We start from the raw sequence: 25,693 nt of genomic DNA, 5'->3' as shown, positions 1-25,693 counted from the left end.
AAACTCAATGAGCTGCGTGCCGGTACCCGTGACCTGGCCAATCAGCTGGCGGTACCGGGTTATGGCTATCACGATGGCATTTACACCGCCACCAACGGTGCCTCCGAACTGGCTGCTGGCCTGACAGAATTGGAAAATGGTGTGGGTGAGGCCGTGGCAGGTTTCACCGCCCTTGATGAAGGTGCCGGCCGTATTGATGCCATGGCCACCCTCAACCAGGAAAAGACCAGCGCCATCCAACGGGCACTGCCTGCTCCCCAGGCACCTGCCAGTGGGGTGGGTTTGACAGCCTCTGCTGAGGAGGGCGGTGGCGCGAGCCTGCCACCGATGTATGCCTTCTTGATCTCCACCCTGGTGATGCTGGCCGGTGCGGCCATCGGCTGGGCCACCTTGCGTAATCAGCTCTTGGTGTCCTTTGTTCTCCTGGGCATCACCGCGATGGGTGGCATCGCGCTGTTCACCGTTGCTCTCGGCATGGGCACCGCTACCCTGATCTCCGCCGTGGCCGTGCTGCTGCTGGCCACCGTCGCTGCCGCCGTGATCACCCGCGTGATGATGCGTACCTTTGGTATCACCGGGGCTGTGGTGGCCGCCGTCATCGGCTGGATCGCCCAGGTGGCAGTGGTGGCCCACGTGTGGAACGTGACGGCCGTATCGGAGATCGACACCATCTGGCGTGTCATCGTAGGACTCATGCCGCTGCATTACCCCACCTTCGCCCTGACTGCCCTGGGCAACAGCGGTGCGGCCGAAGCCATCTGGATGGCCGTGGCCGTACTAGGTGGCCTGAGCATCATCGGCGGAATGACACTGTGGCGGTTGAAGCCACAGCCTGTTGCTGTGGAGGCTGCGGAACTGGTGGAGTCAGAGTAAGCGGTACCCGGAGCCGCGGACCGTCTCCACCCGCTCTGCCCCGATCTTCTTACGCAGCGCCCGGATGTACACATCCACCACATTGGACCCGGGATCAAAACTCATATCCCACACCATGTTCAGCAACTGGGAACGGGAGAGAATCTGACCCGGATGACGCATCAGCGTCTCCAGCAGATCCACCTCACGGCGGGAAAGATCACGCCATTTGTCCTCGATGAGCACCTTCTGGGTACGCAGGTCCAGCTCCAAGGACCCATGCTTGAGCAGGCGGGCATCATCAAGCTTCGCGGTGGGGGACCGGCTGGCCAGACGCAACTTCACACGCGCCAACAACTCCGCGAACTGGAAAGGCTTAGGCATATAATCATCCGCCCCGCCCTCCAGCGAACGGATGCGATCCTCAATATTAGTGCGCGCGGTGAGCACGATGATCGGCAGCGATACCTTTAATATGCGGAGCTGCTCCAACACATCAGCACCGTCCATATGCGGCAGGCCGAGATCCAAGATCATCAGATCAAAATCACCACTGTGGGCACGCGCAAAGGCAGCGGCACCAGAGATAGCCACCTCGCACTCAAAACCCTCCTGGACCAGGCCACGCCTGATGAAGTCCGCAATGCCATCATCATCCTCCGCGATAAGAATCCGCTCCATGGCCATCTACTCCTTAAGTATTTTCTGTATGTTCTTCTTCAGGTGCGGGGATCTCCAGACCGAAAATCGACCCCAACCCCACCGTGGACTCCACATAGGCGCGCCCACCATGGGCATCGCCAATGACCTTCACAATCGACAAGCCCAGACCCGCACCCTTGGGACGGTTCGGGTTCTGAGAATCTGCCTGCTTACCGCGGGAGAACCTGCTGAACAGAGCCTCCTGCGCATCCTTTTCAATACCCGGACCATTATCGCGCACCCAGATCCGAAACACCCGCTTTGCGCCTGTTCCCTGGAAATCCGAGCCGATCGCCACCGGCCCCTCCGAATACCGCAACGCATTGCCATAGAGCTCCAGGATCGCCTCCGTGACCCGCTGCTCATCCAGCACCACCGTGCCTTCGGCCGCATCCACCAACATCACCCGATCATTGATGGTGCGCGCCTTACCCTCAATATCAATGGTCAACTCCGTGACATCAGTAGGAGCACTGCGCAGGAACTCGCCGGAATCCGCCACCGCCAAGGTCAACAAATCATTGACCATCCGCGCCATCCGATCCAACTCCGTAGTAGCCAGCGCAATCGACCGCGCCCGCTCCTCCGGTGGGGAAGTCTCCAACAACTCCAACTGCCCACGCACCACCGTGATGGGGGTACGAAGCTCATGACCTGCATCATCAACAAACTGACGCTGATCGTTATACGCCATCTCCAGACGATCCAACATGTCATTGAAAGTGCTGGCCAGCTGTGCGATTTCATCATTGCCTTCCACCGGCACGCGCCGGGTCAGGTCAGAATTCGAGATCTTTGCCGCCACCCTGCTCACCCGCCTGATCGGGGCGATGACCTGCCCGGCAATCAGCCACGCGATCAACACAGAGGCCAGCACACCACCGGCGCCCACCAAGGACAGGATCCTGACCTGTTCCTTCACCGCAGCCTCACCCGGTTCCGTGAAATAGGTGACGATGAAATGCCCGTCCGTGGTTCCGGGAGCTGTTTCAAAGGCCACCCGGCCCCAATAGGCCTTCCCACGGACAGGATCATCAAAGACACCTGCATGGGCGGTTGCACCGAGGACCTCATGGATGAGGGGTTCGTTATACGTCAATGGCTCAGGATGAGGCCCGCTGAGTTGGGAGAAATCCACCTGGATCAACTGTCCGGAGAAGATACCCACGATGGCTTCATTATCATCCGGGATCTGCCGGGAGAGGTACACCTCAATCAGCCGTTGCGGGGAATCAAAGGGCTCCGCCGTGGTGGGATCAGTACCCTCATCAGCGAAACGACGAAACTCGCCTATCTCCTGCTCAACTGCTGCATTGGCAGCATCAGTGACATCAGAGAGCAACACGGAACGGGTGATCACCACGACACTGGTCAGCGTGATGAAGACAACCGCAGTCATCCAGAAAACGATCCGCCAGCGCAGGGAGGCTGGCGAATCGCGCAGGCGTTTAAGGCTGCTCAGCCTAGGGGATTGAGGCACGGAGAATGATCCTAGTTAGTGTTTCTAGTCATCGTCCCAATCATCGTCATCGTCATCGTCCCAGTCGTCATCGTCATCGTCGTCCCAATCGTCGTCCCAGTACTGATAGTTCAGTGGTACCTGAGGGGCAGGGGCTGGCGCTGGTGCAGGGGCAGGAGCTGGAGCCTGGGCTGGGAGTGATGGTGGGGCAGGGTCCTGTGCCGGTGATGGTGGGGCGGCGGAGTTGGACTCACTGGTTGCTGATTCGCGGTTAGTTTCGCGATTTTTTTCTCTGTCTGCTTCCCGGTCCGTTGTGGCAGCACCAGCTGTCTGGGGATCACCGTTATACATCTGGACCGTGGCGGTCTCTGCATCAACCTTCGGCGTGGACGTGTTATTTGCCAGCGCACTGCCACCGATGGCAACCAGAACCAGCAACGCCAGAATCGCAATGACGGGTGCGAACCTTGGTAGAGCATTCATGGTGTTCTCCTTGTATTTTTCCTATTAACACTATTTTGAACTACGAAGATGAATTGAAGATGAAACTTTTTCTCACCTAGAAAATGCTGCTCAGCGCAGAGACCGTCGGGATATCAATGCCGATGATGGTGCCTGCAGACTGTGTTGATTCCGCCCAAGCAGCTCCATGATGAAGGGCGGTGCTTTCTCTGACCGCTGACATCTCTACAGGCTCAAAAAGCGTGTTCAAGACTGACCGCTCCCACTGGGTGGTGGGATTACGCACCCACAGTGTGACGGTGGTGCTGTGGATATTGGCTCCCAACTCCGTGGCATCGATCCGGTGGGCGAGGGCCTCCAATGCGGTGGCTAGAGCATCCACATCGGCCTTCACCCAGATACCGGCTGCCACCGGTGTACTCAACTGCAGGCCGGTTCTTCCTTCCAGATCCAGGGCCAACTCAGCAGCATCGATACGACGGAAGAACACAGCGTTTGTTTCCTCACTGTCCTCTCGGAGTCTGAATGCCCACCACAGAGCCCACGCCGCAATGGCCCCTGTCCCGGCAAGGTAGGTCAACAGCTGGACTATCTCCCCGACCCGGGCCCGGTCAGCACCGGTAAAACGCACGATGAGCAGTGTGGATGAGGCATCAGTGATATCGACAGTTGCCCAGTAGGTTGGCCCATCGAGCTTATCCACCACCCCCACTTTTTCCTGGCCGCCGACCTTGCTGATCAGTTCATCACCAGCATGAAGTTTCCGAGCGGCATGTTCTGTCTGGATGATGAGATCCGGGGTGACCCCGAGGAGCGTGACATTCGGATCCACGGGATGACGGTCAATGAAACTCCGCAAAACCTCCTCTGGGGTCACATCGCTCAACGCATTGTCATAAGCAATGTTGTACACATGCGTTGCGAACCCACTGGCAACCTCCTGCAGATCCCTTTCTGCCGCCTGATTCACCTGCGAGACCAGCACCGCCTTGAGTGAGAATGACAAGAAAGCCATCGTCAGCACCACACACAGCACGATCCCTGCTGCAAGGTACCGGGACCTGGCTCCTGAGGTTTTCTCTCTCCCGTTCACAACTGCCACTTCTCTCATCATTGATGCTGCTTCCACATTTCATGATGGAGGACCTGCATGAAGCCACTGTGAAACCTGGATGAGAGAACTTTCATCTTCTACTTGTGGAGATGCAGTCGGTGGCGAGGAATCATCACCGTAGGAACTTCAACTTGGAACGGTCAGCTCGGGAAGCAAGTTGGTACGGATATGCATGCCCGGTGGATCAGCCAGAAGGCGGGAAAGCAAAAAGCTCTCTAACCTTATTTTTGAAGATTAGAGAGCTGTTTTCACTGGTCGGGATAACAGGATTTGAACCTGCGACCCCCTCGTCCCGAACGAGGTGCGCTACCAAGCTGCGCCATATCCCGTGGTGCTTTTCCCACTGTAGTACCCAGATTTGCATGGGCCAAAACGCCAGCTCAGTGGGTTAAAGAGTTAATTAGTCACGGAAAGGAGAGCGCAAGTGCGTGCGAATCAGCGAGGATCCCGCAAGACTCGAGCGACCAGATCAACCCTCGCGTTCGGTGATTTTCAGCAGGGTGGCGCTGGGTCGGCAGAAGATGCGAACGGGTGCGAACTTGGAGGTGCCCAGGCCGTTGGAAACGTGCATCCACATGGAGCCGAATTTGTGCAGGCCGGAGGCGCGTGTGCGGTCGATGCCGGCGTTGGTCACGATGGCTTTTTCACCGGGGAGACAGATCTGGCCGCCGTGGGTGTGTCCGGAAAGGGAGAGCTGGTAGCCATCGGCCTCAAACTGTGAAAGCACCCGTGGTTCTGGGGAGTGGAGCAGCGCGATGGAGAGGTCAGCATCCGCGTTGGGGGCACCAGCGATCTCGGAGTAGTCATCGAGGTTGTGGTGGGGATCGTCCACGCCTGCTGCTGCGAGGCGGACCTTGCCTACCTGGAATTCCAGGCGTTTCTGGTTGGCGTCCTGCCAGCCGCGTTCGATGAAGGCGGCACGCATGCCCTGCCAGGGAAGGTCCACGTAGCTGGGTTTGCGCTTCATTCGCAAGAGGTATTTGAAGGGGTTGACCAGACGTGGTCCCCAGTAGTCATTGGTGCCGAAGACAAACATGCCAGGTCGGTTGAGCAGGGGTTCCAGTGCCTGCAGAACATCGGGGACAGCCTTCTCGTCGCTCAAGTTGTCGCCGGTGTTGATCACCAGGTCCGGGTTGAGGGAGTCCAGGGCAGAAACCCAGTCCTTCTTGGTGTCCTGGCCGGGGATCATGTGGAGATCGGAGACATGGAGGATGCGGAATTCTTCCTTGCCACGGAGGGTGCCGGGTTCCAAAAGTGGCAGGGTGTGGGTTTTGAGCTGAAATTTGTCCAGCTCAGAATAACCCCAGGCAGCCAGGCCTAAGCCGAGTCCCAGGCTGGTTCCGAGGATGCCACCGGCGGTCAATGCGAGAGTTTTAACGTTTGTCGACACGTTATTCACCCTACCCGGGGAGTACATTGGGAAAACATGAGTGACCTTAAGGCGAAACTTCGCGAAGATCTGACCACATCCATGAAAGCCCGTGACAAGGCCAAGACCGGCACGCTGCGCATGTTGCTGTCTGCCCTGACCCAGGAGGAAACCTCCGGAACCAAGCATGAACTGACTGATGAGGACGTGCTCAAGGTCATTGCCCGCGAGATCAAGAAGCGCCGCGAGTCAGCTGAGGTTTATGCCGCGAATGACCGCCAGGAGCTGGCTGACATTGAGCTGACCGAGGCTTCAATCCTGGAGGCTTATCAGCCCGTCCAGCTCACCGATGAGGAGCTGAATGAGCTTATCGACACCAGCATGGCTGAGATCGCTGAGCAGACCGGTGAAGAGGTCAGCATGAGGCAGATGGGGCAGGTCATGAAGGCTGCCACCGCCAAGGCTGCTGGCCGTGTAGATGGAAAACGACTCTCCACCGCAGTGAAGAGCCGTATTTCCTCATAGTTTTTCTAGAATGTCCTAGTTTCCGAGGAACTGGCGGATGGCGTCATTGATGGCGTCCACTCCGTCCTGGACATCCGGGGCAGCCGGGGGGCTGGCTGTGGCACGTGCCGGTGGGGCATCGTCCTCATCATCAGATGGTGCTGGGGCGGGGGATGATCCATCGGAGATGTCGAGGATGACAGTGCCGCCGTCGTTAAGCACACCGCCCTCAGGGCGCGCCGTGACCACGGTGCCGCGTGGGCGACCCGTACCGGAAACGGTGCGGGTGGTGACCTTGTAATCCTCGGACTCCACTTCCTTCTTGGCAGCAGCCTGGGTCATGCCGCGCAGACGGTTGAGGAGCGCGCCGGTTTCACCCAGCTTGTAGGCATTGGAGTTATCCGGGATGGTGCCGGCCTGTGCTTCCGGAACATTGGTAGCGATGGAGAACCAGGTCTGTGCCGGTTCATTACCGCCGAAGAGATTACCGCTGCCACACTGGCGGACCGGGCCGCTGCACAGTGGGGTTGTGGTGGTGCCGTCGTTGTAGATGTACGGTGCCGCGGCGAAGTTGTTGTTGAATCCCATGAATGATGAGGACTGGTTGGATTCGGTGGTGCCGGTCTTGGCAGCGATCGGCTTGGTCCATCCGTACATGCTGGCTGCGCCGCGGGCGGTACCTTCGGTGGTGTCCTCGCTCATGCCCACGGTCAGTGCATTGGCAGTCTTCTCAGCCACGGCACGTTCACATTCCGGGCGGTCGATGTAGACCTCATTGCCCTCACGGTCATGAACAGAGACGATCGGATTCGGTTCACACCACATGCCACCGGAGGCGATGGTGGCTGCAACATTGGACAGTTCCAGTGGGTTCACTGAGGTTGGACCCAGTGTGTAGGAACCCAGGTTGTGATCCTTCATGTAGTCCGCGATGGAGGAGGTGCCATCGAAGCTGCCCTCCTCGGTGTAGCTGCGTAGACCCAGCTTCACGGAGAGATCAACAACCTTATCCACGCCGACCTTCTCAATCATCTGGATGAAGGTGGTGTTGGGGGAGTGCGCGAGAGCTTCCTGCAGGGTCATCTGGGACTTGTAGGTACCGGCGTTTTCCACACAGTAGGTATTGGCAGGGCAGTTGGCAGCGCCACCGGTGCCCATGCCCTTGGCCTCATAGCGAACCGGAACATCCAGTATGGTCTCCAGGCCCATGCCCTGGTCAATTGCTGCGGCGGCGGTGAAGATCTTGAAGATCGAACCTGCGCCATTGCCCACACGCGATGTTGCCTGGGGGAGCATGGTTTCGCCAGCATCCAGATCCAGACCGTAGTTGCGGGAGGAGGTGATCGCAAGGATGTCACGGGTGGTGGTTCCAGGCTCAATCACATTGACCACCTCGGCGACACCAGGGGCAGTTGGATCAGTGTGGGCTGACACAGCGGCACGGGTGGCGTCCTGAACCTCAGGATCCAGAGTGAGCTTGATGGTGTAGGCATCCCGGGTCAACATCTCCGGGGTGATGCCCTGCTCCGCCAGGTACTCAAGTGCGTAGTCACAGAAGAAACCACGGTCGCCGGCACCGATGCAACCATTGGCCAGGCCCTGGGGGCTTTCCAGCACGCCGAGGGAATCCTGCTGGTAGGTTGTGGCTTCCTCTGCGGTGATGGCACCGGTGGAGGCCATGGCATCCAACACGGTGTTACGGCGTTCAAATACCGCATCATGATTGGTGTACGGGTTCAGATAGGAAGAGGACTGTACGATTCCAGCGAGCATCGCAGACTGCGGAATGGTGAGCTCTGCAGCGGAGCTGTCAAAGTAGGTGCGCGCTGCGGCCTCGACGCCATAGGCACCGTTACCAAACGGCACCACGTTGAGGTAGCGGGTGAGGATCTCATCCTTGCTCAGCTTGTCATCCAGGTCGGATGCCATGCGCATTTCGCGCAGCTTACGCGGGATGGAGGTTTCCACAGCCGCGGCCTGTTCCTCCTCATCAGCAGCTTCAACCAGCAGGAGGAAGTTCTTCACATACTGCTGGTTGATGGTGGACGCGCCTTGCTGCACGCCACCTGCCGCCAGGTTGGTGAGCATGGCACGGCCAAAGCCCTGGAGGTCAACACCGTCATGTTCATAAAAGCGCCTGTCCTCAATGGAAACAATGGCATCTTTCATGGGTTGGGAGATTTCATCACCGGTCACCTCAAAACGCCGTTGGGCGTACAGATAGGCGATCGGTTGATCATTGGCATCCGTGATCGTGGTGACGCCGGGACCCCGGCCGTCTTCAAGATCGGCCAGATTCGTCTGCATCGTATCGTTGGTGCGCGCAACAGCGACCCCAGAGATACTTGCGATGGGTACGAGCGCGAGCGCGCCAAGTACACCAATGGCGACGGTGGATGCCAGGAGCTTCGTCAGGGACTTTGCGATGGACACCCTAATAGCCTAGCGATTGAAGCCAATTTCGCGAACCTGGGACTTCGCTGTCAAATCACTCCCCCATGACACATTGGTCACTTGAGTCACTTTCAAGGGTGTCCCTAGGATCGCCCCCATTGGTGTGATGCATTCGACAGGTAAAATGACGTGTGACTACACTAACTAATGTAATGGTTTATGCGGTCTCAGCTAAGGAGCGAGTCATGACATCCGTCATCCGTGAACAGCGCAACAACCCGTTCGCCCGGGAGCACGTTGCTGCTGCAAAGATGGATTCGAGCGAACGCGGAGAATGGGTTACTCAGGCTAAGTGTCGCAATGGCGATCCGGATGCACTCTTCGTCCGTGGGGCGGCCCAGCGTCGCGCAGCATCAATCTGCCGGCACTGCCCGGTAGCCATGCAGTGTGTGGCCGATGCTCTGGATAACAAGGTTGAGTTCGGCGTCTGGGGCGGACTGACGGAACGTCAGCGCCGTGCACTGCTTCGTAACAATCCCCACATCACCAACTGGGGCGAGTACCTCGCCGAGGGCGGCGACCTCGTAGGTATCTAAAGCGCGCCTCACGGTAATCAGGGATGGAGAGAATGCTCTCTCTCATCCGCTGCACCTGAGGCGTTTATTACTCCCTCGGCCCACTGATGGATGGTGGGGCTTCAGGGGGGGGGGAACCCACACCAGTCTTCGTTGATACCCCGGTAGGATGAATTCCATGACTAAATGGGAATACGCCACCGTGCCACTGATTACTCACGCAACCAAGCAGATCCTGGACACCTGGGGTGAAGATGGCTGGGAGCTCGTTACCGTCATGCCCGGCATGAATCCGGAGAACCTCGTCGCCTACATGAAGCGCGAGGTGGCATAGAACGTATGGCAACACACTCCGAACGCCTGAAGGAACTGGGCATCACGCTGCCGTCTGTTGTCGCTCCACTTGCTGCCTATGTTCCAGCAGTCAAGGTCGGAAACCAGGTATGGACCTCCGGCCAGCTCCCGATGATTGACGGCTCCTTGGCCGCCACCGGTAAGGTCGGTGCCGAGGTCAGCCCAGAAAATGCTGCTGATTATGCCCGCACCGCCGTACTCAACGCGCTTGCCGCCATCGATGCCCTGGTGGGTATTGATAAGGTCACCCGCGTTTTGAAGATCGTGGGCTTCGTTTCCTCTGCTGAGGGCTTCAGTGGACAGCCAGCCGTGGTCAACGGTGCCTCCAACCTGATCGGGGAGGTATTCGGTGATGCCGGTGCCCATGCCCGTTCAGCAGTGGGTGTATCTGAACTTCCACTCAATTCACCTGTTGAGATTGAAGTCATCGTCGAGATCGCTGAATAGAATCTCTTTTCCCTTATAGCCGGAGGCGGTCACTGCCTCCGGCTCTTGATTTGTCCGCAATGGGGAGAAGTGTTTACTCCCCGGTTCCACGAAAGACTCAATGACCGCTAAGCTGATCCATATGGAGCATCCTGCTTACAGCCAACTGCGACCGGTTACCCCGTCGGCATCTGTTGTTCTGTGCCCTAACCCCGGCTACAGCTCGTTGGAGGGCACCAACTCGTGGGTTATCCGCGCGTCCGAGGATTCCCGGAGTATCGTCATCGACCCGGGCCCTGAAGATGAAGGTCACCTCAACGTCCTCCACGCAAAAGCCGATGAGGTAGGTCTGATTCTACTGACCCACCGCCACCATGATCACGCTGATGGAGCCACCCGCTTCCGTCAGCTGACCGGTGCACCCATCCGCGCCTTTGACCCCAGCTACTGCTCACGGGCAGAAGAAGTGGTTGATGGGGAGATCATCACCATTGATGGGGTGACCCCACAGATCGAGGTCGTGGCCACCCCAGGACATACCCGTGATTCGGTGTCCTATTTCATCTGGAGTGGCACTCCCCATGAGTCCACCCTGGAAGGCATCATCACCGGTGACACCATCGCCGGCCGCCACACCACCATGATTTCAGAAACAGATGGTGACCTCGGTGATTACCTGGAGTCACTGGCCATTCTCGAGGAACGTGGCAAGAACATCCCACTGCTTCCCGGCCACGGCCCGGATGGTCAGGACGTGTCCTGGTTCGCCCGTAAATACATTGAGCGCCGCGAACAACGCCTAGAGCAGATCCGCGAGGTCTGGGCCACCCAGGGCCGCGACATCTCCACCAAGGACCTCATCGACGCCATCTACGATGACGTGGATCCAGTCCTGCGTGGTGCTGCGGAACAGTCCACCCATGTGGCTATCCGTTATCTCCTGGCCCACGAAGCCGCTGATAATGGTTCCTCAGCAGAAACCTCGAAGGCTTAAGCTACCTTCTTAACCAGTTCTTCACCTGAAACCGCCTGATGTCCCTTGTCTGAGAGGGGTGCAGGCGGTTTTTCTCTGTCCTGAAATCTGCCCCTCCGCCGGACCAGCCCGGAATGACAAAAACCGCATCAACTTCTCCTCTTTGGAGGAAAACTGATGCGGCTGTGTTGCCGTTCCTTGGGAAGGGTTTAGCGTGCGCGACGTGCCAGGTGCTCGGTGTCCACGATGAGGACGGATTTGCCCTCAAGGCGGATCCAGCCACGGTGGGCGAAGGTGGCTAGGGCCTTGTTCACGGTCTCACGGGAAGCACCGACCAGCTGGGCGATCTCTTCCTGGGTGAGGTCGTGGTTGACGCGCAGAGCGCCGGCTTCCTGGGTGCCGAAGCGGTTGGCCAGCTGCAGCAGGGTCTTGGCAACGCGGCCCGGGACATCGGTGAAGATGAGGTCCGCAAGTGATGCGTTGGTACGACGCAGGCGACGTGCCAGAACGCGCAGGAGCTGCTCGGCGATGGCCGGGTGATCAGACACCCAGTTGCGCAGCATCTCGGAGTTCATTGTTGCTGCATGGACCTCGGTGACGCACACCGCGGAGGAGGTGCGTGGGCCGGGGTCGAAGATGGACAGCTCGCCGAACATGTCGGAAGGGCCCATGATGGTCAGCAGGTTTTCACGGCCGTCATTTGCGTGACGTGCCAGCTTCACCTTGCCTGAGGTGATGATGTAGAGACGATCACCGGGTTCGCCCTCATCGAAGATGGTGGCGCCACGTGGGAAACGTACGGTCTCCATGTCCTGGATAAGGTTGTTGACTGCTGTTGGATCCACGCCCTGGAAAATTCCGGCGCGGGACAGGATTTCCTGCACACCTTCCACTACTTTTCTCCTTCATCTGCACATATGTTGTTTTGAGTCCGGATGAGTGGCGACACTGAGTGTCTGGGGGTAAGTAGAACTCCGGACGATACCTAGCGGGAGGTATCTTTAATGTGTCAAAGACCACTCTACTATGCGATTCGTCACCATGGTAGTTGAATTGCAAGAATTGTCACAGTCGAAAAGGTGAAGAACTGATATTCACAGAAACATGACAGTATAACTCAATAGATGGTGCGATTTCTCACAGTTTATCTTATTAAGCCGCCTGGGCATTTGATTGGGTAGCACTTTCCAGAGCGGACTCATTCGGAAGGGGATTCCCGGCGGTTTCCGTAGGTGTGCCGTGGGTAAGCTCAACTGGGGAGTCCGGGGTGCTCAACAGAGAGGACTCGATGCTCTGCATGGCAAACATGAAAAACAGCAGCAGGAGCGGGATGAGCACTACGAGAAGACCAGTCATGGGATATTAGTCTAGTGAGGAATCCTTTTCGCACCTACCCGAGGGGTCTGGCAGTCTGGATTCATGGCTGGAACTAATGCTCAACCACTGGGATCAATAACCTCGAAGAAGCGCCCACGCGTGGGTTCACACATCGCCAACACCGGTGGTGAGACGGATATCGGGCGTAAACGGCGGGCCCGACGCATCAACCGGACACTCACCCTGGCGTACCCGGACGCCCATTGCGAATTGGATTTCACCACTGCCCTGGAATTGACCGTCGCTACGATTTTGTCGGCGCAATGCACCGATGTGCGTGTCAATCAGGTTACCCCGGCGCTCTTTGAGCGCTATCCCACGGCCTTGGACTATGCCAATGCGAACCGGGCGGAGATGGAGGAGTTTGTCAGGCCCACCGGTTTCTACCGCAACAAGGCCAACTCTTTGATCGGGTTGGGGGAGGCGTTGGTGACCCGTCATGGTGGGGAGGTGCCTGACACCCTGGAAGAGTTGGTTGATCTGCCTGGGGTGGGGCGCAAAACTGCCAATGTTGTCTTAGGTAATGCCTTTGATGTTCCTGGAATCACGGTGGATACTCACTTTGGGCGTCTGGTGCGCAGGATGGGGCTAACGGAGCTGACGGATCCCGTGCAGGTGGAGCATGCGATCGGGGCGTTGATTGAAAAGCCTGAGTGGACCATGTTCTCTCACCGTCTGATCTTCCACGGACGTAGGATATGTCATAGCAGGCGTGCCGCCTGTGGAGCCTGCATGCTGGCAGCGGACTGTCCCTCCTTTGGTGTGGAGGGGCCTGCTGACCCGATGGAGGCCCAGAAGCTTATTAAGAGTGATGACAGGGAGCACCTGCTGAAAATGGCAGGTATTGAGTAGATGACAACGAGCGCTAAGTGGTCCCTCGTGGGCATGGTTGTGATTCTGGCGGTGCTGGTCGCGGTGATCCCACGTCTGCTGTCCGCCCCCGGTGAGGGCGAGCCGACTGACATGCCCGGGGATGTGAGTGGGGAGGTGTCGACAAGCGCTGTGGTGGCACAGCGCCCGGATTGCCAGGCAGAAGGCGCTGCCGGGATTGAGCTGCCATGTCTGGGCGGGGAGACCGGGCAGGGCAATGACCTGGCTACGGTGGTTAATGTGTGGGCCTGGTGGTGCGAGCCGTGCCGTACGGAACTGCCTGTGTTTGATGAGTTCGCAGCTGCCCACCCGGAGTTGAATGTGGTGGGTGTGCACGCGGACCAAAATGGTTCCAATGGTGCTGCCATGCTCGATGATCTGGGTATTGAGCTGGCCAGTTATCAGGATGAGGGCAATCTCTTCGCCGGCACGCTTGGGTTGCCGGCGGTCGTGCCGATCACCGTGGTGATTGACCCGGACGGTGAGTTGATCGGAACTTTCCCGCGTACTTTTGACAGTGTTGAGGATCTGGAGACTGCCGTGGGGGAGGTGCTGTGATGATGCATCCCAATCATCTCTTCCCTGATCTACCCCATGATTTTCCGGGGCACAATGTTGAGCTCTCGCCGGACAAAGCACCGGTGTGGATGCACCGATTGATGAACCGCATTGCCGATGGGCATCTGCACAATCCCCTGGCTGGCTCTGAGGGGACGGGAACCACCTATGCGGAGAAACAGGCTGCGGTGCTCATGCTCTTTGCCGGTTCAGAGACCTCCTTCGACCTGCCCAATGATGCTTCCGTGCTGTTGACCCACCGCTCGCCGACGATGCGTTCCCACTCCGGTCAGATCGCCTTCCCCGGAGGTCGGATTGATCCGGAGGACATCAACGCCGTGGATTGTGCCTTCCGTGAGGCCTGGGAGGAGACCGGCCTGGACCGTCGCACCGCGACCCCACTGGCGCAGCTGGAGGAAGTCCACATCCGTGCCACCGGTTATCCCGTCTTCCCAGTGTTGGGGCACTGGCACAGCCCGTCGCCGGTGGCTGTGGTTAGTCCCGATGAGGCCGATGAGGTTTTTCACGCCCCGCTCTATGACCTGATTGATCCCGCCAACCGGCTGACCGTTGGCTGGCGGGACTGGACAGGACCCGCCTTCCGGGTCTCTGATTATGTGATCTGGGGATTTACCGGCGGCTTACTCAACGTGATCATTGAACAAGCCGGTTGGGCACATGAATGGGATGTGGACCGGGTGTATGGCCTGGAAGATACGTTGGCCAGATCCCGCAACAACGAGCGGCTGCGGTGAGCGGCGCCCGTTAGGACAGGGGTGTGCAGTGCCCTAAACTCTGAATCGTTAACTTGTCCCTTAAGGTCCGTGGGGGTGCCCTGTTCGAGGGGAAGTCACACGGGTTGCGAAAAGAGTAGAGCAACTTAGAAATTGTTGAGTTCGAGTCTGGTAGTCGATGCGATCATCCTCCTCATCCTGGTGTTCGCATTGTGGGGCGGATGGCGCCAGGGCGCTTTCACGTCCCTGTTGTCTACCGTGGGCGTGGTGGCCGGCCTTGTCGTCGGCGCGGCCGCAGCACCCTTTGTGATGCGACTGACTGACTCCACAGCCTTGAGGTTTCTGCTGGCGATCGGCACGGTGGTGCTGCTCATCGGTGTGGGCAACCTCATCGGCGCACACTTAGGCCATGCCATCCGTGACCGGATCAGATTCCGCAGCTCACGCATCCTGGACTCCGCGATCGGCGCCGTCTTCCAGGGCCTGGCCACACTGATCGTGTTATGGCTGGTAGCCATCCCCCTGGCCACAGGTATGCCGGGCTCCGTTTCCTCCAGCATCAGGGAATCCCGCATCCTGGCCTTTGTGGATGATCACACCCCACGTGGCCTGGATACACTGCCCTCCAAGATCGCCGCGATGCTCACCGAGAGTGGCCTGCCACCGCTGATCTCCCCCTTTGACAACCGCCCCATCCGGGAAGTGGACGCCCCCAACATCAACGTGTCCAACGTGGAACTGGTGGAAAACCTACGTCCCTCTGTGATCAACGTGATGGGTAATGCCGGTGAATGCAGCCGACGCCTCATGGGATCCGGCTTCGTTGCCGCACCTGACTATGTGATCACCAACGCCCACGTGGTGGCCGGAACCGACACTGTCAGCCTGGACACCATGATCGGTGTGCATGAGGCTGAGGTCGTCTTCTACGACCCAGACGTGGACATCGCCGTGCTCTACAGCCCTGGCCTGGGCCTGGACCCCCTGCCCTGGGCAGAAACACCTCTGAGCACCGGTGATGATGCCATCGTCATGGGCTTCCCACTGTCCGGGCCTTTCGACGCCTCCCCGGCGCGTATCCGCGAACGCATCATGATCACCGGCAGTAACATCTACGCCTCCGGTCAACATGAGCGCGAAGCCTACTCCGTGCGCGGTAATATCCGTTCCGGTAACTCCGGGGGCCCCATGGTCAACTCAGATGGCGCGGTGTCCGGTGTGGTCTTTGGTGCCGCCATTGACGGTACTGACACCGGCTATGCCTTGACCGCCGAGGAGGTCAAGGGGCGTATCGGCGATATCCAGCGTCTCAGCACTCCGGTGAACACCATGCAGTGCGCGGTGTCTTAAGGCAGCTGTCTTGGGTCAGGTCCTGTTATGAAAGTCGTTTGAGCCGCTGATCGATATTTGCGACCCGGACGGTGGCTTCGAAACGGACGGCAACGTCATACCGGGTGGACACGTCTTAATCCCGGAAGATGTGGAATAAGCCCGCACCCGTGTAGCGGCAGGGGAGTTGAAGGTCGCTTTTGCTCAAGATCTTGGTGTGAGTCGAGCCATTCTCTACAGGGCACCTACCTGAAGAAGTATTACTGGGTGAGCTTAGTTTGCGGAGTTGTCGGTGGAGCGTGCGAATCCGGTGAGGATCTCCACGAAGCGTTCGGGATCCTCGAGGAAGAACAACTCCGTCGCCCCGGAGACGGATACCACGGTGAAGGTGCCTGTGGTGCGGGTGCGTGCCATACGTGCCAGATGATGGTTGGCGCGGCCATTGGGCTGGTGCAGCAGCCACACGGGGCAGCGTGTCGTCTGTGTGTCCGTCTTGTTGGGCAGGGCGGCGATGAGGAGCCGGTTGGTGCGCACTATGGGTGCGAAGGTGTGATCGATCGACAGGGCCTTCTGGCGCAGTTTTATCGCGTCCTGGAAGGCGTTGCTGCGTTGGTAGGAGGGGGTGGTGCTGGCCACCACTTCTCTGCGGGCTGCCCGTGTGATCACCGGGCGGAGTCCACGCAGGGCCAGCAGGGGTAGATTGAACAGGCCGATCCGCTTGATGAGGGGGCCGAAGAGATAGGGCTTGCGACGGATCGCCCGGCGCAGATCCACCGGATGGATTGTGCCTAAGGAGACCACTCCGGAGACCCGTTCTGGATACATGGTGGAGACGGTCCAGGCGACACTGCCGCCGGTGTCTGTTCCCACCAGCAAGGCGGAATCATGCCCGAGGGCGGCGATGACACCGTTGATGTCACCTGCGGCACGCCTGAGCCCATAACCACTGGGTGGTTTGTCGGACATGCCATAGCCACGCATGTCCACGGCGGCCACATGGAAGCCCTGGGCAGCCAGGGGGGCGATGACGTCTTTGTAGTCGAACCAGCCACCGAAAGCCCCGTGGAGGAGCAGAACCAGGGGATCGGCCGGGGAACCAGCCACCGCCGTGTGCAACCGGACACCACGGACATAGATGTTGTCATGGGAATAGGGGCCATCCAAGGCCACCACGGTGGGGGAACGCTCAATGGATGCGACAGTGCGTGACATGGAACGTCGCTTGTTGAGCAGGGTGAACCACTGCTTCCATGAGGTGCTCAGACGCCTGATCAGCGTGGTGGTGGTCATTCCGGGGTTCCTCTGGGGTTTTCAGCATGCGTTGCGACGCCGCCGCGGCCGGTTGTTGAGGGGATCATAGGGGGAAAGCGCGGGGGTGCTTGAAAAAAATAGCTACCGCCCCGCGACACCCACCCCTTTGTGCCGCTTAGGGCGGTTGTTAGGGGGTGAGGGGCGTGCCGTGGGGCGGTGGGCGAAGGAGACTTCCTGGGGGAGGGGAAACCAGGGCGGAGTCCTTTAAAGCTTTAGCGCTTCGGGGTCACAGCACCGGGGCCGTGGAAACCAGCGGTGTACAGGCCACGCTTGTTGGAACGCTCAAGGTTGACTGCAGCCTGGCCGGGGACCAGGTTCTTCAGTTCATTGACCGATTGGATCGTATTCTCCGGTGCACCCATCTTCTTGACCTTCTTCCAACCAAAGAGTGCCAGGACCGCGGCAAGCACGATCATGACGAGGAAGACGATCAGGAAGGCAGCCCAGGTCTGCAACCAGAGGTCCAGCAGCATGGCGACGAAGAAGAAGAAAAAGAAGGAGCTGTAGAGGGCAATGACACCCGCGACACCGAATGCTCCACCGCCAATGGCGGCCTTCTTCGCTTCGCCAGCCAGCTCGGTCTTGGCTAATTCAACCTCAGCCCGGAAAAGGCTGGACATCTGGGAGGTTGCGTTAGAGATCAGCGTGCCGATTGACGCTTCACCATTGACGCTGGTGTCGACGTCGCTGAGGGGAATGGCGTTCACCTTCGGGGTGAATGCGTTGCTGCCATCAGTAAAAAGGCCATCGTTGTTGCTCACGTGGAAGCTCCTCCAGTGGTTTAAAGGCGTACATCTTATGCGTTCTTAGTTCCCAATCGTGCCACGAATTTCCATTTCAGGTGAAGTTGCCTGGCGATAAGCAGGGGGAATGTTGTGCAATTGTTGCCAAGGCATCGGCACTCCACCGTTTATTTGGGCGCTGAAGTACATGATAGAGGTATCTCGTGCCCGGCATCACCAAAGCATGCCCCCAACTCTGACCCCAGTCTCGGGGTGAGGCACTGGGCAGGGGGTGTGTGGATCACAAGCGGTGGGGCTTTTAGGCCGTGCCGCGGCGGGTGCGTTTCATCCACCAGATTCCACCGGCGGCCACCGCGGCCAGGCCGGCGACCACACCGGTGCCGATACCGACATCACGGGAGCTGGGGAGTTGGAAGAGTGGCTCCGGATTTTTGAAACTCAACATCTTCCAGCCGCGCTCCAAGGCGGTCTTCTTCAACGCCCGGTCAGGGTTGACGGCCACCGGGTTGCCCACGGTCTCCAACATGGGGACATCGGTGAAGGCATCGGAATAGGCGTAGCTGCGGTCGAGGTCATAACCGTGGGTCCTGGCCATCTGGAAAATGGCCTCGCGCTTGGCATCGCCCTTGCAGTAGAAGAGCACCTCGCCGGTGTAGCGGCCATCAATGGATTCCAGGATGGTGTTGACGGTGTGATCCACACCGAGCTCCTTGGCGATCGGTTCCACCAGCTCCTTGACCGATGCGGAGATGATGATGACATCGTGGCCCAGTTCTTGGTGGTGTTCGATGAGTTCCCGGGCTTCGGCATAGATGGTCGGGGTGACCACGGTGTGCATGGTTTCCTCGGCGATGGAACGGACCTGCTGGACATCCCACCCACTGACCATGGCGGTGAGCTGGTCACGGGTGTTGTCCATCTGCTCGCTGGTGTGCCCGGCCAACATGTAGGTGGCCTGGGCAAGTGAGAGTTGCAGTGCCTCCACCGGTGAGATCAGTCCGCTGTTCATGAACTCCCGGCCATAGGCGTAGGTGGAGCTCATGGCGATGATGGTCTTGTCCAGATCAAAGAAGGCCGCCACCTTGCCAGGTGTGGCCCTGCGGGGATCTCCCTGGTTCAGGTGGCCCTGCGGGCTGTCCTGCGGGACACCCTGTGGGGAGAAATCTGGGTTGTTCACAAGGGTAGTCTAGCGAGTTTTGCCCGGTTTTGAAGCCCGGGAACGAAACTTATGTGACTGGTGTGGTGAGAGTTACTTATGTGGTGACTATTCGTGGATTGCATCTGTGCTACATTTTGCGCTCACTTGTGCTAATCCTGGATTCGAAAAAGTTATCGGGTGTTTATTGTCATGTCCGGCTTCTTGTGCCATAATTTCAGGTGCAAGGCCCCGATATACCGTGCGGCCTGCCCCGACCACACCCCCCCCGTAGGTCGGGTTACCGACGGCCCGCGCACACCCCCCCCGAGGCGCGGGCCGTCCCTTATTCTTATAAGACTGCGCAGGACGCCAAAAGGTTCCCTTGATTGCAGAATTCTTTTCCAGGCGTCTGCAGGGGTGCTGGCCGTGTGGGATATGCGGGAAGAAATTCCACAAGGTATTGGGGTGGTGTCAACAAAATCTGGGGTTATCCACAGGCGCTGATGCATAGCCTTGAGCAGGTGTCAGGGTAGCGCGCACAGTGTGGGGCATGAACGCTTCACAGAGAACCAAAGCCATCCTGGTGGCCGTGGATGATCCGGTCCTCCACCCGGAAGCCATGCACATCGCGGCAGCCACCGGCAGGCCCATCGTGGACTCCACGGACCCCGGCGATATCAACCGGCACCTCAACAGGGTCTCGGCGGTACTCGTGGATGGGGAAATTGCCACCACAATCACCAATGATCGACGCCGCGACCGGATCTTCCTCTTGGCCTCTGATCCCGGGCCCCCGGATTTCAAACTGGCCATGGACATCCATGCGGAACAGGCACTGCTGCTGCCTGCGCACACAGGGGAACTTCTCACCGCCCTGGGGCGTGAGGACGGCACGCAGACTGCTTCTCGACGCCACCCTGGTTCCACCATCGGTGTGCTGGGTGCTGCCGGTGGTGTCGGGGTGAGTACGATCGCGGCGGCCCTGGCACGACGACGTACCAGGAAAAATCGGACCGTGCTCATTGATGCTGTTGCCTCATCCGGTGGTCTTGACCTGCTGTTGGGCCTCGAGGATACACCGGGAGCGCGCTGGCCTGATCTGGGTTTCACCCGTGGGACGGTGCAGGCCGAGGATGTACTGGCGGCCCTGCCGGTGACGGGGGAAAAACTCTTCTTATTATCCGCTGCGCGATCCGCTGCCTTAGACTTCTTTGCCCTGGGCGCTGGTGATGTGACAGCGGCGGTGGCCTGTCTGGCCGCTGCGGATGAACCACTGGATGTGGTGGTTGACCTACGGGCCGGTGACATTGCTGATGAGGTGGTGCCGGTGCTGGACCACCTGGTCCTGGTGGTGTCTGCCGAGGTGCGCGCGGTGGCGGCTGCGGTCTCCCAACGCCTGGAACTACAGCGACATCAGGTGCCGGTGTCAGTGGTGTTGAGACACCGCGGATGGTCCGGGCTGGATGTGGCTGAGGTGGAAAACATCATCGGCGCCCCAGTGATTGCTGAGGTCGGGACCATCAGCAGATTGCCACGCGCAGTGGAGATGCACGGTCTGATTGAACCACTGCCCAAAGCGCTGGTGGCCGTGGCGGAAGCCATCTCCGCTGAACTCGGGGCAGGTGTGTGACGGTGACTGGCACTGTTTCTGATTTGCGCCCTGATGTGCAGGGACTGTTGATCGAGAAGGTGCAACGGGTGCTGGCCGGGATGTCGGAGCAGGTGGCTTCCGGGGAAGTGGTCAGGATCATCCGTGAACAGGCCGGGGTGATCAGTGATGAAGATGTCATTGAAGTCCTGCGCAGGTTACGCAGTGAATCTGTCGGTGTGGGGCCACTGGAGGGAATCCTGGCGTTAACGGGTGTGACAGATGTGCTGGTCAACGGTTCAGAGAGCGTGTGGATTGACCGGGGGCAGGGCCTGGAACAGGTTGAACTGGATCTCGGGGTGGGGGATGAGGCGGTACGTCGATTAGCAACGCGCTTAGCCTTGCAGTGCGGCAGGCGGTTGGATGACGCCGAACCCTTTGCTGATGGCCGACTCATCAGAGATGACGGCAGTCTCATCCGTTTCCATGCGGTCCTGGCACCTCTGGCGGAATCAGGAACCTGCATCAGCCTGCGGGTGCTGCGCCAGGCGAAGCTGAGCCTGCCTGACCTGGTTTCACGTGGAACCATGACCGCAGAGATCGCCGGGGTGTTGCAACAGATCATCAGACACAGACGTGCCTTCCTGGTGGTGGGTGGAACAGGTTCGGGTAAAACCACGATGCTCTCCGCGATGCTGAGCGAGGTTCCTCCTGATCAACGCATCATCTGCATTGAGGACACCGCAGAACTACACCCCAACCACCCGGGCACCGTGAACCTGATCTCCCGGGACGCCAATGTTGAGGGCGCCGGGGAAATCACCATGGCTGACCTGCTCAAACAATCCCTACGTATGCGCCCGGACCGAATCGTGGTCGGGGAGATCCGCGGAGCTGAGGTGGTGGACCTCCTAGCTGCGTTAAACACCGGCCATGACGGCGGAGCCGGCACCATCCACGCCAATTCCATCAGGGAGGTCCCAGCCCGCATGGAGGCACTTGCCGCCCGGGGCGGACTAGACAGGGATGCGCTGCACTCCCAGCTAGCAGCAGCCGTTGACGTGGTGATCGTGATGAAACACACCGCACAGGGCCGCCGGCTCAGCCAACTGGGCGAACTCCGCGGCAACCCCGTTCAAGCACACGTGGTGTGGGACATGGATGAAGGACTTCTTGATCCCCAGAGCGAGGTGGCCTCATGGCTTCCCTGTTGATCTTTCTGTCCGCCGGCCTGTTTCTCTCCGGGGGAAGGCCGGTGACCGCACGGACTGAGACCCGCACGCGACCAAGCCAGGTGCTGTCACCAGTACTGATCATGAGTGGATTCCCACTGCTCACCGGCGGCTTCATCGCCACCGGCGTGGACCCAGCCACCGTGATCTCCATCCTGATCGGCGCAGTCGTGATCACCTGGCGCATCCAACGCCTACACAACGCGCGCGCCACACAGCAACAAGCTGCCACACTCGGAAACTTCCTCGGCCTCTGCATCAGCACCCTGCGGGCAGGTGCCCCCATGACAGAAGCCATGGACCACGCACTTGCCGGAACACCACCTGCCGGAGGCATCACCGACACACTGCAGACCGCAGCGCGCCGGGCACGGTCCGGTGGCAGTGGACAGGCAGTACTTATCGACGCCCCCATCGCTGACCTCCAACGCCTAGGCACCCTGTGGGAGACCTCAGAAAAACATGGGATCCCCCTGGTCAGGCTGCTGGAACAGATGCGGACACGGATCGATGCCCGACAACGGCACCGCCAGGCGACGAGCGCCCAACTACAGGGACCACAGGCCACCGCCGTGATCCTGGCGCTCCTACCTCTGGCCGGCATTCTCATGGGAACCGTCATGGGAGCTGATCCCCTTGGTTTCCTCACCGGGGGAGGCCTCGGTGGTCTGCTCCTGGTGGTGGGCGTGAGCTTGGTGGCCGGGGGCTTTGTGATGACACAGAAGATTTTAGAAGGGGCGAATCCATCATGATCATCGCCTGTCTGGTCCTGGTGTTGGGATTGTGGACCACCCTGCCCACACCTGCTCAACGCACCGGTGCGTATGGCGGTGTGGAGGCAGGACAGCCGGGAGAAAAACGCATCCGGGCAGGACCTGGCCTGAATGCATGGCTGGAGAAACTGCCTCTTACCCCGGGCGGCGGTGGGACAGGTGGTGGTGATCCGCTGGAAACAGCAGCTGATATCGATCTGTTTGCCGCATGTCTGGAATCTGGTTTAAGTATCCGCGATGCCACCGGTGTGGTGGCCCGCGTGGCACATCCAGAGCACCAGGACAGGTGGGAACAGGCCATGGCGCTGCTGACCATCGGGGTCAGTCCAGAGCGGGCATTCTCCTTCATGGCGGATGTCGAAGGCCTGGGCGACGTGGCACACCTGGTGGAGGTCTCCCACCGCTCAGGTGGCGCCCTGGGGCAGGGATGCCGCCGGATTGCTGAATCGCTCAGCGCCACAGCAGCTGATCACCGCACCGCAGCTGCGGAACGGGCAGGGGTGTATATCGCTCTACCACTGGCCACCTGTTTCCTCCCGGCCTTCATGATCCTCGGCCTGGCACCCGTGGTGCTGGGACTGGGGATGAAGGTACTGGGACACCTGTAATAGATATCTTTAACAGTTTTTCACTCAATGAAAATACCCAACAAGGAGAAGACAATGACCACTAAACTGACCGAGAAAACAACCATCTTCAACAACCGCCGGGTAGCCCGTTATATTGCGGTGCTGCGCAATGACGACGGCCTGACCACCGTGGAATACGCCCTGGGCACATTGGCTGCAGCGGCACTGGCAGTCGTGTTGTACACCGTGGTCAATAGCGGAGCTGTGGCCGATGCCTTTGAAGACATCATCGCCGATGCACTCAGCGCCCGACCTTAAGGTCGACCGCCAGGCTGAGGGGAGAAAGCTGCTGAGGCAGCTTGGCAATGATGACGGCTCCGTCACCATCGAAGCTGCTCTGGCCTTGACCTCCCTGGTGGTGGTCAGCGCACTGATTGTGGGTGTGCTGGCCACCCTGGTGTCCTATGTGGCGGCCACTGATATTGCTGGTGCCGCAGCCCGGGCACATGCTATCGGTCAACCCTATGAGCCACCACGGGGCAGTGTCACCATTGTGGAAAACTCTGGCCTGATCACCGCCACAGCCTCCGTTCCCGTGACCATCGGGGAGGTGAGTGCGGATGCCATCTTCCCCGTGGAGAACTAATCGCTGCGTGGTCGATGAGGACAGTGGTCATGCCACGGTGGCGGCCGCCGGTTTTGCGGCGGTGATGGTCCTGCTCTGTGGGATCATCGCCTGGCATGTCGGAGCCCTTGTGGCAGGCGCGCAGGCACAAAGGGCTGCAGACCTGGCGGCAGTTGCAGCAGCCTATCGCTTCACCCTCGGGGAAGGCTCTGACACCGCGTGTGTCACAGCCAGGTATGTAGCCGAACTTAATGACGCCACGATCAGGGCCTGCACCATCAGTGGTGAGGACGTGATCGTGGAAGCCACCGTGCGGGGCAGCACTGCCCAGGCCAGGGCCGGGCCGATGTGATGATGATGATATGGGAAGGCTTCAGGACTGCGCGATGGTTTTCAGAACCTCCAGGTGCTCACCCCAGGCGCGTTGTCCCTCCTGACTGAGTTTCATGCTGGTCTGCGGAAACTTCCCAGCGAAAGCCTTGGTCACCTGGATATAACCCAGCTCCTCCAGTGCGGAGATGTGCTTGGACAAGGTGGAATCTGTGGTGTCCAGGAAGTCCCTGGCGTATTTGAAGGTCAGGGATTCTGCACCGGACAAAGCCGCCATGAGGGAGAAACGCAGCGGATTGTTGAATGCTGCATTCAGATTCATCCGCGGATGAGAAGGGGTGGTCATTTCCGGCCCTTTCCCATGCTGATCAGCTCCCAGGTGGGGCCTGCCAGAGCGGTGAGGAGGAAGACCAGGGTCATGCCGGCTGCCTGCAGCGCAGTGAAATCAGGGGCCAGGAAGAAGGTGGCCACCCACAACAGGACCCACAGTCCCATCATGACGATCCAACGTTTGGCAAAGCCGCGGGGTGCGGTCTTGGCACGCAGGGAGACGACGATGATGAAGATGACAGAACAGGCGATCCAGACAAGGGCGGTGGCCAGCAGGATCAGATGGGAGAAGCCGGCAGCCTCCCAGGCAGCTGCTGCGAGAGCATAGAGGGCGCCACCGGTGCAGATGCCGAAGAAGCCAAGCCAGCTGATGGAGAAACCAGCCACGGAATGCTGAAGCTTATCGGCCCGGTTGAGCAGATCCTGTGCAGCCTGGGGAGTCGGGCGGGGTGTGGACTGAGGTGAATGTGCGGTGCTCATGATGACAACCTCCCAAGGGTTGATAAGAAAGTACTTTCCAGTCTAGAAAGTAGGTGCCGCAAAGTCAAGGGTTAATGACCCTGAAGCAAGGCCACCAACGCACCCAGCAGCTTGACCGCACCCGTCTTATCCAGCGGATTATTGCCATTTCCACACTTCGGCGACTGCACACAACCTGGACAACCAGACTCACAGGAACAGCTCCGCACCGCCTCAAAAGTGGCCTCCATCCACTCAGCGAAACGATGAAAACCACAATCTGAAAAACCAGCACCACCCTCCATACCGTCATAAACAAACACCGTCGGCAGCCCCGTATCCCCATGCAACGCCGTGGACACACCACCAATATCCCAACGATCACAGGTGGCCAACAGCGGCAACATGCCAATGGCCGCATGTTCGGCAGCATGTAATGCGCCCGGGACATCCGCCGCAGCAATACCCATGGCCGACAAAGCCAAGGGGTCAATTGTATAAGCCACAGCACGGGTGGCGAGCTTCTGAGGAGGGAGAAACAAC

General features: G+C 59.2%; 30 protein-coding genes, 1 tRNA gene and 1 pseudogene. 17 read left to right on the top strand and 15 right to left on the bottom strand.

The window, feature by feature from the left end:
• Positions 1-873: pseudogene (locus Q0M74_RS04790) on the top strand (YhgE/Pip domain-containing protein); the annotation flags it as partial.
• Here Q0M74_RS04790 and Q0M74_RS04785 read toward each other — a convergent pair.
• From Q0M74_RS04785 to Q0M74_RS04760, 6 genes are all read right to left on the bottom strand, one after another.
• Positions 865-1,533, bottom strand: coding sequence for a response regulator transcription factor (locus Q0M74_RS04785; protein ID WP_293951978.1), 669 nt, complete (start codon positions 1,531-1,533; stop codon positions 865-867). The pseudogene Q0M74_RS04790 and the gene Q0M74_RS04785 overlap by 9 nt on opposite strands.
• A gap of 13 nt (positions 1,534-1,546) precedes the next feature.
• The gene (locus tag Q0M74_RS04780) at positions 1,547-2,953 is read right to left on the bottom strand and encodes a cell wall metabolism sensor histidine kinase WalK (RefSeq protein ID WP_293951987.1); all 1,407 of its coding nucleotides are present in this window, start codon (positions 2,951-2,953) and stop codon (positions 1,547-1,549) included.
• A 105-nt stretch (positions 2,954-3,058) separates the two neighbouring features.
• A complete protein-coding gene (locus Q0M74_RS04775) occupies positions 3,059-3,496 on the bottom strand; it encodes a hypothetical protein (RefSeq protein ID WP_293951976.1) in 438 nt (145 codons plus the stop codon).
• A gap of 76 nt (positions 3,497-3,572) precedes the next feature.
• The gene (locus Q0M74_RS04770; protein WP_293951974.1) at positions 3,573-4,490 is read right to left on the bottom strand and encodes a hypothetical protein; all 918 of its coding nucleotides are present in this window, start codon (positions 4,488-4,490) and stop codon (positions 3,573-3,575) included.
• Positions 4,491-4,841: 351 nt separating this feature from the next.
• A tRNA-Pro gene (locus Q0M74_RS04765) sits at positions 4,842-4,918 on the bottom strand.
• 140 nt (positions 4,919-5,058) lie between these two features.
• Complete coding sequence (locus Q0M74_RS04760) at positions 5,059-5,979, bottom strand: metallophosphoesterase (RefSeq protein ID WP_293951972.1); 921 nt, start codon at positions 5,977-5,979, stop codon at positions 5,059-5,061.
• Between the two features lie 36 nt (positions 5,980-6,015).
• On the opposite strand from Q0M74_RS04760, the gene Q0M74_RS04755 reads away from it, so the two are divergent.
• Complete coding sequence (locus tag Q0M74_RS04755) at positions 6,016-6,483, top strand: GatB/YqeY domain-containing protein (protein WP_293951970.1); 468 nt, start codon at positions 6,016-6,018, stop codon at positions 6,481-6,483.
• 15 nt (positions 6,484-6,498) lie between these two features.
• On the opposite strand, the gene Q0M74_RS04750 is transcribed toward Q0M74_RS04755, so the two are convergent.
• Positions 6,499-8,895 (bottom strand): transglycosylase domain-containing protein, encoded by a 2,397-nt coding sequence (locus Q0M74_RS04750; RefSeq protein ID WP_293951968.1) that lies wholly within the window; start codon positions 8,893-8,895, stop codon positions 6,499-6,501.
• A 206-nt stretch (positions 8,896-9,101) separates the two neighbouring features.
• Here Q0M74_RS04750 and Q0M74_RS04745 point away from each other — a divergent pair, with 206 nt between their 5' ends.
• The 4 genes from Q0M74_RS04745 (at position 9,102) to Q0M74_RS04730 (ending at position 11,205) form a co-directional block, all read left to right on the top strand.
• Positions 9,102-9,452, top strand: a complete 351-nt coding sequence (locus Q0M74_RS04745) for a WhiB family transcriptional regulator (RefSeq protein ID WP_293951966.1) — start codon at positions 9,102-9,104, stop codon at positions 9,450-9,452.
• Positions 9,453-9,609: 157 nt separating this feature from the next.
• Positions 9,610-9,765, top strand: a complete 156-nt coding sequence (locus Q0M74_RS04740) for a DUF4177 domain-containing protein (protein ID WP_006770232.1) — start codon at positions 9,610-9,612, stop codon at positions 9,763-9,765.
• 5 nt (positions 9,766-9,770) lie between these two features.
• The gene (locus Q0M74_RS04735; RefSeq protein WP_293951964.1) at positions 9,771-10,232 is read left to right on the top strand and encodes a RidA family protein; all 462 of its coding nucleotides are present in this window, start codon (positions 9,771-9,773) and stop codon (positions 10,230-10,232) included.
• 121 nt (positions 10,233-10,353) lie between these two features.
• Entirely contained in the window at positions 10,354-11,205 is an 852-nt protein-coding gene (locus Q0M74_RS04730; protein WP_293951963.1) for an MBL fold metallo-hydrolase, read from the top strand.
• Positions 11,206-11,393: 188 nt separating this feature from the next.
• Here the strand turns inward: Q0M74_RS04730 and glxR are convergent, their stop codons facing one another.
• Entirely contained in the window at positions 11,394-12,077 is a 684-nt protein-coding gene (gene glxR, locus Q0M74_RS04725; RefSeq protein ID WP_293951961.1) for a CRP-like cAMP-activated global transcriptional regulator GlxR, read from the bottom strand.
• A 259-nt stretch (positions 12,078-12,336) separates the two neighbouring features.
• Entirely contained in the window at positions 12,337-12,540 is a 204-nt protein-coding gene (locus tag Q0M74_RS04720) for a hypothetical protein (RefSeq protein ID WP_293951958.1), read from the bottom strand.
• A gap of 63 nt (positions 12,541-12,603) precedes the next feature.
• On the opposite strand from Q0M74_RS04720, the gene nth reads away from it, so the two are divergent.
• From nth to Q0M74_RS04700, 4 genes are all read left to right on the top strand, one after another.
• A complete protein-coding gene (gene nth, locus Q0M74_RS04715; RefSeq protein ID WP_293951955.1) occupies positions 12,604-13,413 on the top strand; it encodes an endonuclease III in 810 nt (269 codons plus the stop codon).
• On the top strand, positions 13,414-13,989 hold the full coding sequence (locus Q0M74_RS04710) for a TlpA disulfide reductase family protein (protein WP_293951952.1): 576 nt from the start codon (positions 13,414-13,416) through the stop codon (positions 13,987-13,989). It abuts the gene before it with no gap.
• A complete protein-coding gene (locus Q0M74_RS04705) occupies positions 13,989-14,744 on the top strand; it encodes a CoA pyrophosphatase (RefSeq protein ID WP_293951949.1) in 756 nt (251 codons plus the stop codon). Before Q0M74_RS04710 ends, Q0M74_RS04705 begins: the two co-directional genes overlap by 1 nt.
• A gap of 132 nt (positions 14,745-14,876) precedes the next feature.
• Complete coding sequence (locus tag Q0M74_RS04700) at positions 14,877-16,073, top strand: MarP family serine protease (RefSeq protein ID WP_293951946.1); 1,197 nt, start codon at positions 14,877-14,879, stop codon at positions 16,071-16,073.
• Positions 16,074-16,325: 252 nt separating this feature from the next.
• Here the strand turns inward: Q0M74_RS04700 and Q0M74_RS04695 are convergent, their stop codons facing one another.
• The 3 genes from Q0M74_RS04695 to Q0M74_RS04685 all read right to left on the bottom strand — a co-directional run bounded on the left by Q0M74_RS04695 (position 16,326) and on the right by Q0M74_RS04685 (position 19,226).
• The gene (locus Q0M74_RS04695; protein WP_293951943.1) at positions 16,326-17,342 is read right to left on the bottom strand and encodes an alpha/beta fold hydrolase; all 1,017 of its coding nucleotides are present in this window, start codon (positions 17,340-17,342) and stop codon (positions 16,326-16,328) included.
• Between the two features lie 233 nt (positions 17,343-17,575).
• Positions 17,576-18,124, bottom strand: a complete 549-nt coding sequence (locus Q0M74_RS04690) for a phage holin family protein (RefSeq protein WP_293951941.1) — start codon at positions 18,122-18,124, stop codon at positions 17,576-17,578.
• Between the two features lie 280 nt (positions 18,125-18,404).
• On the bottom strand, positions 18,405-19,226 hold the full coding sequence (locus tag Q0M74_RS04685; protein ID WP_293951984.1) for an HAD family hydrolase: 822 nt from the start codon (positions 19,224-19,226) through the stop codon (positions 18,405-18,407).
• Between the two features lie 568 nt (positions 19,227-19,794).
• Between Q0M74_RS04685 and ssd the strand changes: the two genes are divergently transcribed.
• From ssd to Q0M74_RS04650, 7 genes are read left to right on the top strand one after another with little or no spacing between them, the layout of a single operon-like run.
• Positions 19,795-20,874 (top strand): septum site-determining protein Ssd, encoded by a 1,080-nt coding sequence (gene ssd, locus Q0M74_RS04680; RefSeq protein ID WP_293951939.1) that lies wholly within the window; start codon positions 19,795-19,797, stop codon positions 20,872-20,874.
• A 2-nt stretch (positions 20,875-20,876) separates the two neighbouring features.
• The gene (locus Q0M74_RS04675; RefSeq protein ID WP_293951936.1) at positions 20,877-22,046 is read left to right on the top strand and encodes a TadA family conjugal transfer-associated ATPase; all 1,170 of its coding nucleotides are present in this window, start codon (positions 20,877-20,879) and stop codon (positions 22,044-22,046) included.
• Positions 22,031-22,816: a type II secretion system F family protein gene (locus Q0M74_RS04670; protein ID WP_293951934.1), complete on the top strand. Its 786-nt coding sequence runs from the start codon at positions 22,031-22,033 to the stop codon at positions 22,814-22,816. Before Q0M74_RS04675 ends, Q0M74_RS04670 begins: the two co-directional genes overlap by 16 nt.
• Positions 22,813-23,445, top strand: a complete 633-nt coding sequence (locus Q0M74_RS04665; RefSeq protein WP_293951932.1) for a type II secretion system F family protein — start codon at positions 22,813-22,815, stop codon at positions 23,443-23,445. Before Q0M74_RS04670 ends, Q0M74_RS04665 begins: the two co-directional genes overlap by 4 nt.
• A 54-nt stretch (positions 23,446-23,499) precedes the next feature.
• Positions 23,500-23,724 (top strand): DUF4244 domain-containing protein, encoded by a 225-nt coding sequence (locus Q0M74_RS04660; protein ID WP_293951930.1) that lies wholly within the window; start codon positions 23,500-23,502, stop codon positions 23,722-23,724.
• Positions 23,725-23,755: 31 nt separating this feature from the next.
• A complete protein-coding gene (locus tag Q0M74_RS04655; RefSeq protein ID WP_293951981.1) occupies positions 23,756-24,052 on the top strand; it encodes a hypothetical protein in 297 nt (98 codons plus the stop codon).
• Complete coding sequence (locus tag Q0M74_RS04650) at positions 24,027-24,383, top strand: Rv3654c family TadE-like protein (protein WP_293951928.1); 357 nt, start codon at positions 24,027-24,029, stop codon at positions 24,381-24,383. Before Q0M74_RS04655 ends, Q0M74_RS04650 begins: the two co-directional genes overlap by 26 nt.
• Before the next feature lie 21 nt (positions 24,384-24,404).
• Here Q0M74_RS04650 and Q0M74_RS04645 read toward each other — a convergent pair whose 3' ends face one another.
• The 3 genes from Q0M74_RS04645 to Q0M74_RS04635 form a co-directional block, all read right to left on the bottom strand.
• Complete coding sequence (locus Q0M74_RS04645) at positions 24,405-24,707, bottom strand: transcriptional regulator (protein WP_293951926.1); 303 nt, start codon at positions 24,705-24,707, stop codon at positions 24,405-24,407.
• Positions 24,704-25,171 (bottom strand): hypothetical protein, encoded by a 468-nt coding sequence (locus Q0M74_RS04640; protein ID WP_293951924.1) that lies wholly within the window; start codon positions 25,169-25,171, stop codon positions 24,704-24,706. The genes Q0M74_RS04645 and Q0M74_RS04640 overlap by 4 nt, the downstream gene beginning before the upstream one ends.
• A 71-nt stretch (positions 25,172-25,242) precedes the next feature.
• On the bottom strand, positions 25,243-25,693 hold a 451-nt coding region (locus Q0M74_RS04635; protein ID WP_293951922.1), incomplete at its 5' end, for a Zn-binding domain-containing protein.

Origin of the sequence: uncultured Corynebacterium sp. (genome assembly GCF_945649885.1) — a bacterium.
Classification (GTDB): domain Bacteria; phylum Actinomycetota; class Actinomycetes; order Mycobacteriales; family Mycobacteriaceae; genus Corynebacterium.
Note: the sequence above shows the minus strand (reverse complement) of the source record. Positions and strands in the feature narration are given on the sequence as shown.

Coding starts and splice junctions, on each gene's coding strand:
- Q0M74_RS04770 (WP_293951974.1), bottom strand. CDS start 4,490: ATGGCTTTCTTGTCATTCTCACTCAAGGCGGTGCTGGTCTCGCAGGTG.
- Q0M74_RS04670 (WP_293951934.1), top strand. CDS start 22,031: ATGGCTTCCCTGTTGATCTTTCTGTCCGCCGGCCTGTTTCTCTCCGGG.
- Q0M74_RS04650 (WP_293951928.1), top strand. CDS start 24,027: ATGCCATCTTCCCCGTGGAGAACTAATCGCTGCGTGGTCGATGAGGAC.
- Q0M74_RS04705 (WP_293951949.1), top strand. CDS start 13,989: ATGATGCATCCCAATCATCTCTTCCCTGATCTACCCCATGATTTTCCG.
- Q0M74_RS04740 (WP_006770232.1), top strand. CDS start 9,610: ATGACTAAATGGGAATACGCCACCGTGCCACTGATTACTCACGCAACC.
- Q0M74_RS04745 (WP_293951966.1), top strand. CDS start 9,102: ATGACATCCGTCATCCGTGAACAGCGCAACAACCCGTTCGCCCGGGAG.
- Q0M74_RS04755 (WP_293951970.1), top strand. CDS start 6,016: ATGAGTGACCTTAAGGCGAAACTTCGCGAAGATCTGACCACATCCATG.
- Q0M74_RS04775 (WP_293951976.1), bottom strand. CDS start 3,496: ATGAATGCTCTACCAAGGTTCGCACCCGTCATTGCGATTCTGGCGTTG.
- Q0M74_RS04710 (WP_293951952.1), top strand. CDS start 13,414: ATGACAACGAGCGCTAAGTGGTCCCTCGTGGGCATGGTTGTGATTCTG.
- Q0M74_RS04645 (WP_293951926.1), bottom strand. CDS start 24,707: ATGACCACCCCTTCTCATCCGCGGATGAATCTGAATGCAGCATTCAAC.
- Q0M74_RS04660 (WP_293951930.1), top strand. CDS start 23,500: ATGACCACTAAACTGACCGAGAAAACAACCATCTTCAACAACCGCCGG.
- Q0M74_RS04640 (WP_293951924.1), bottom strand. CDS start 25,171: ATGAGCACCGCACATTCACCTCAGTCCACACCCCGCCCGACTCCCCAG.
- Q0M74_RS04730 (WP_293951963.1), top strand. CDS start 10,354: ATGGAGCATCCTGCTTACAGCCAACTGCGACCGGTTACCCCGTCGGCA.
- Q0M74_RS04695 (WP_293951943.1), bottom strand. CDS start 17,342: ATGACCACCACCACGCTGATCAGGCGTCTGAGCACCTCATGGAAGCAG.
- Q0M74_RS04665 (WP_293951932.1), top strand. CDS start 22,813: ATGATCATCGCCTGTCTGGTCCTGGTGTTGGGATTGTGGACCACCCTG.
- ssd (WP_293951939.1), top strand. CDS start 19,795: ATGAACGCTTCACAGAGAACCAAAGCCATCCTGGTGGCCGTGGATGAT.
- Q0M74_RS04720 (WP_293951958.1), bottom strand. CDS start 12,540: ATGACTGGTCTTCTCGTAGTGCTCATCCCGCTCCTGCTGCTGTTTTTC.
- Q0M74_RS04735 (WP_293951964.1), top strand. CDS start 9,771: ATGGCAACACACTCCGAACGCCTGAAGGAACTGGGCATCACGCTGCCG.
- Q0M74_RS04780 (WP_293951987.1), bottom strand. CDS start 2,953: ATGACTGCGGTTGTCTTCATCACGCTGACCAGTGTCGTGGTGATCACC.
- nth (WP_293951955.1), top strand. CDS start 12,604: ATGGCTGGAACTAATGCTCAACCACTGGGATCAATAACCTCGAAGAAG.
- Q0M74_RS04785 (WP_293951978.1), bottom strand. CDS start 1,533: ATGGAGCGGATTCTTATCGCGGAGGATGATGATGGCATTGCGGACTTC.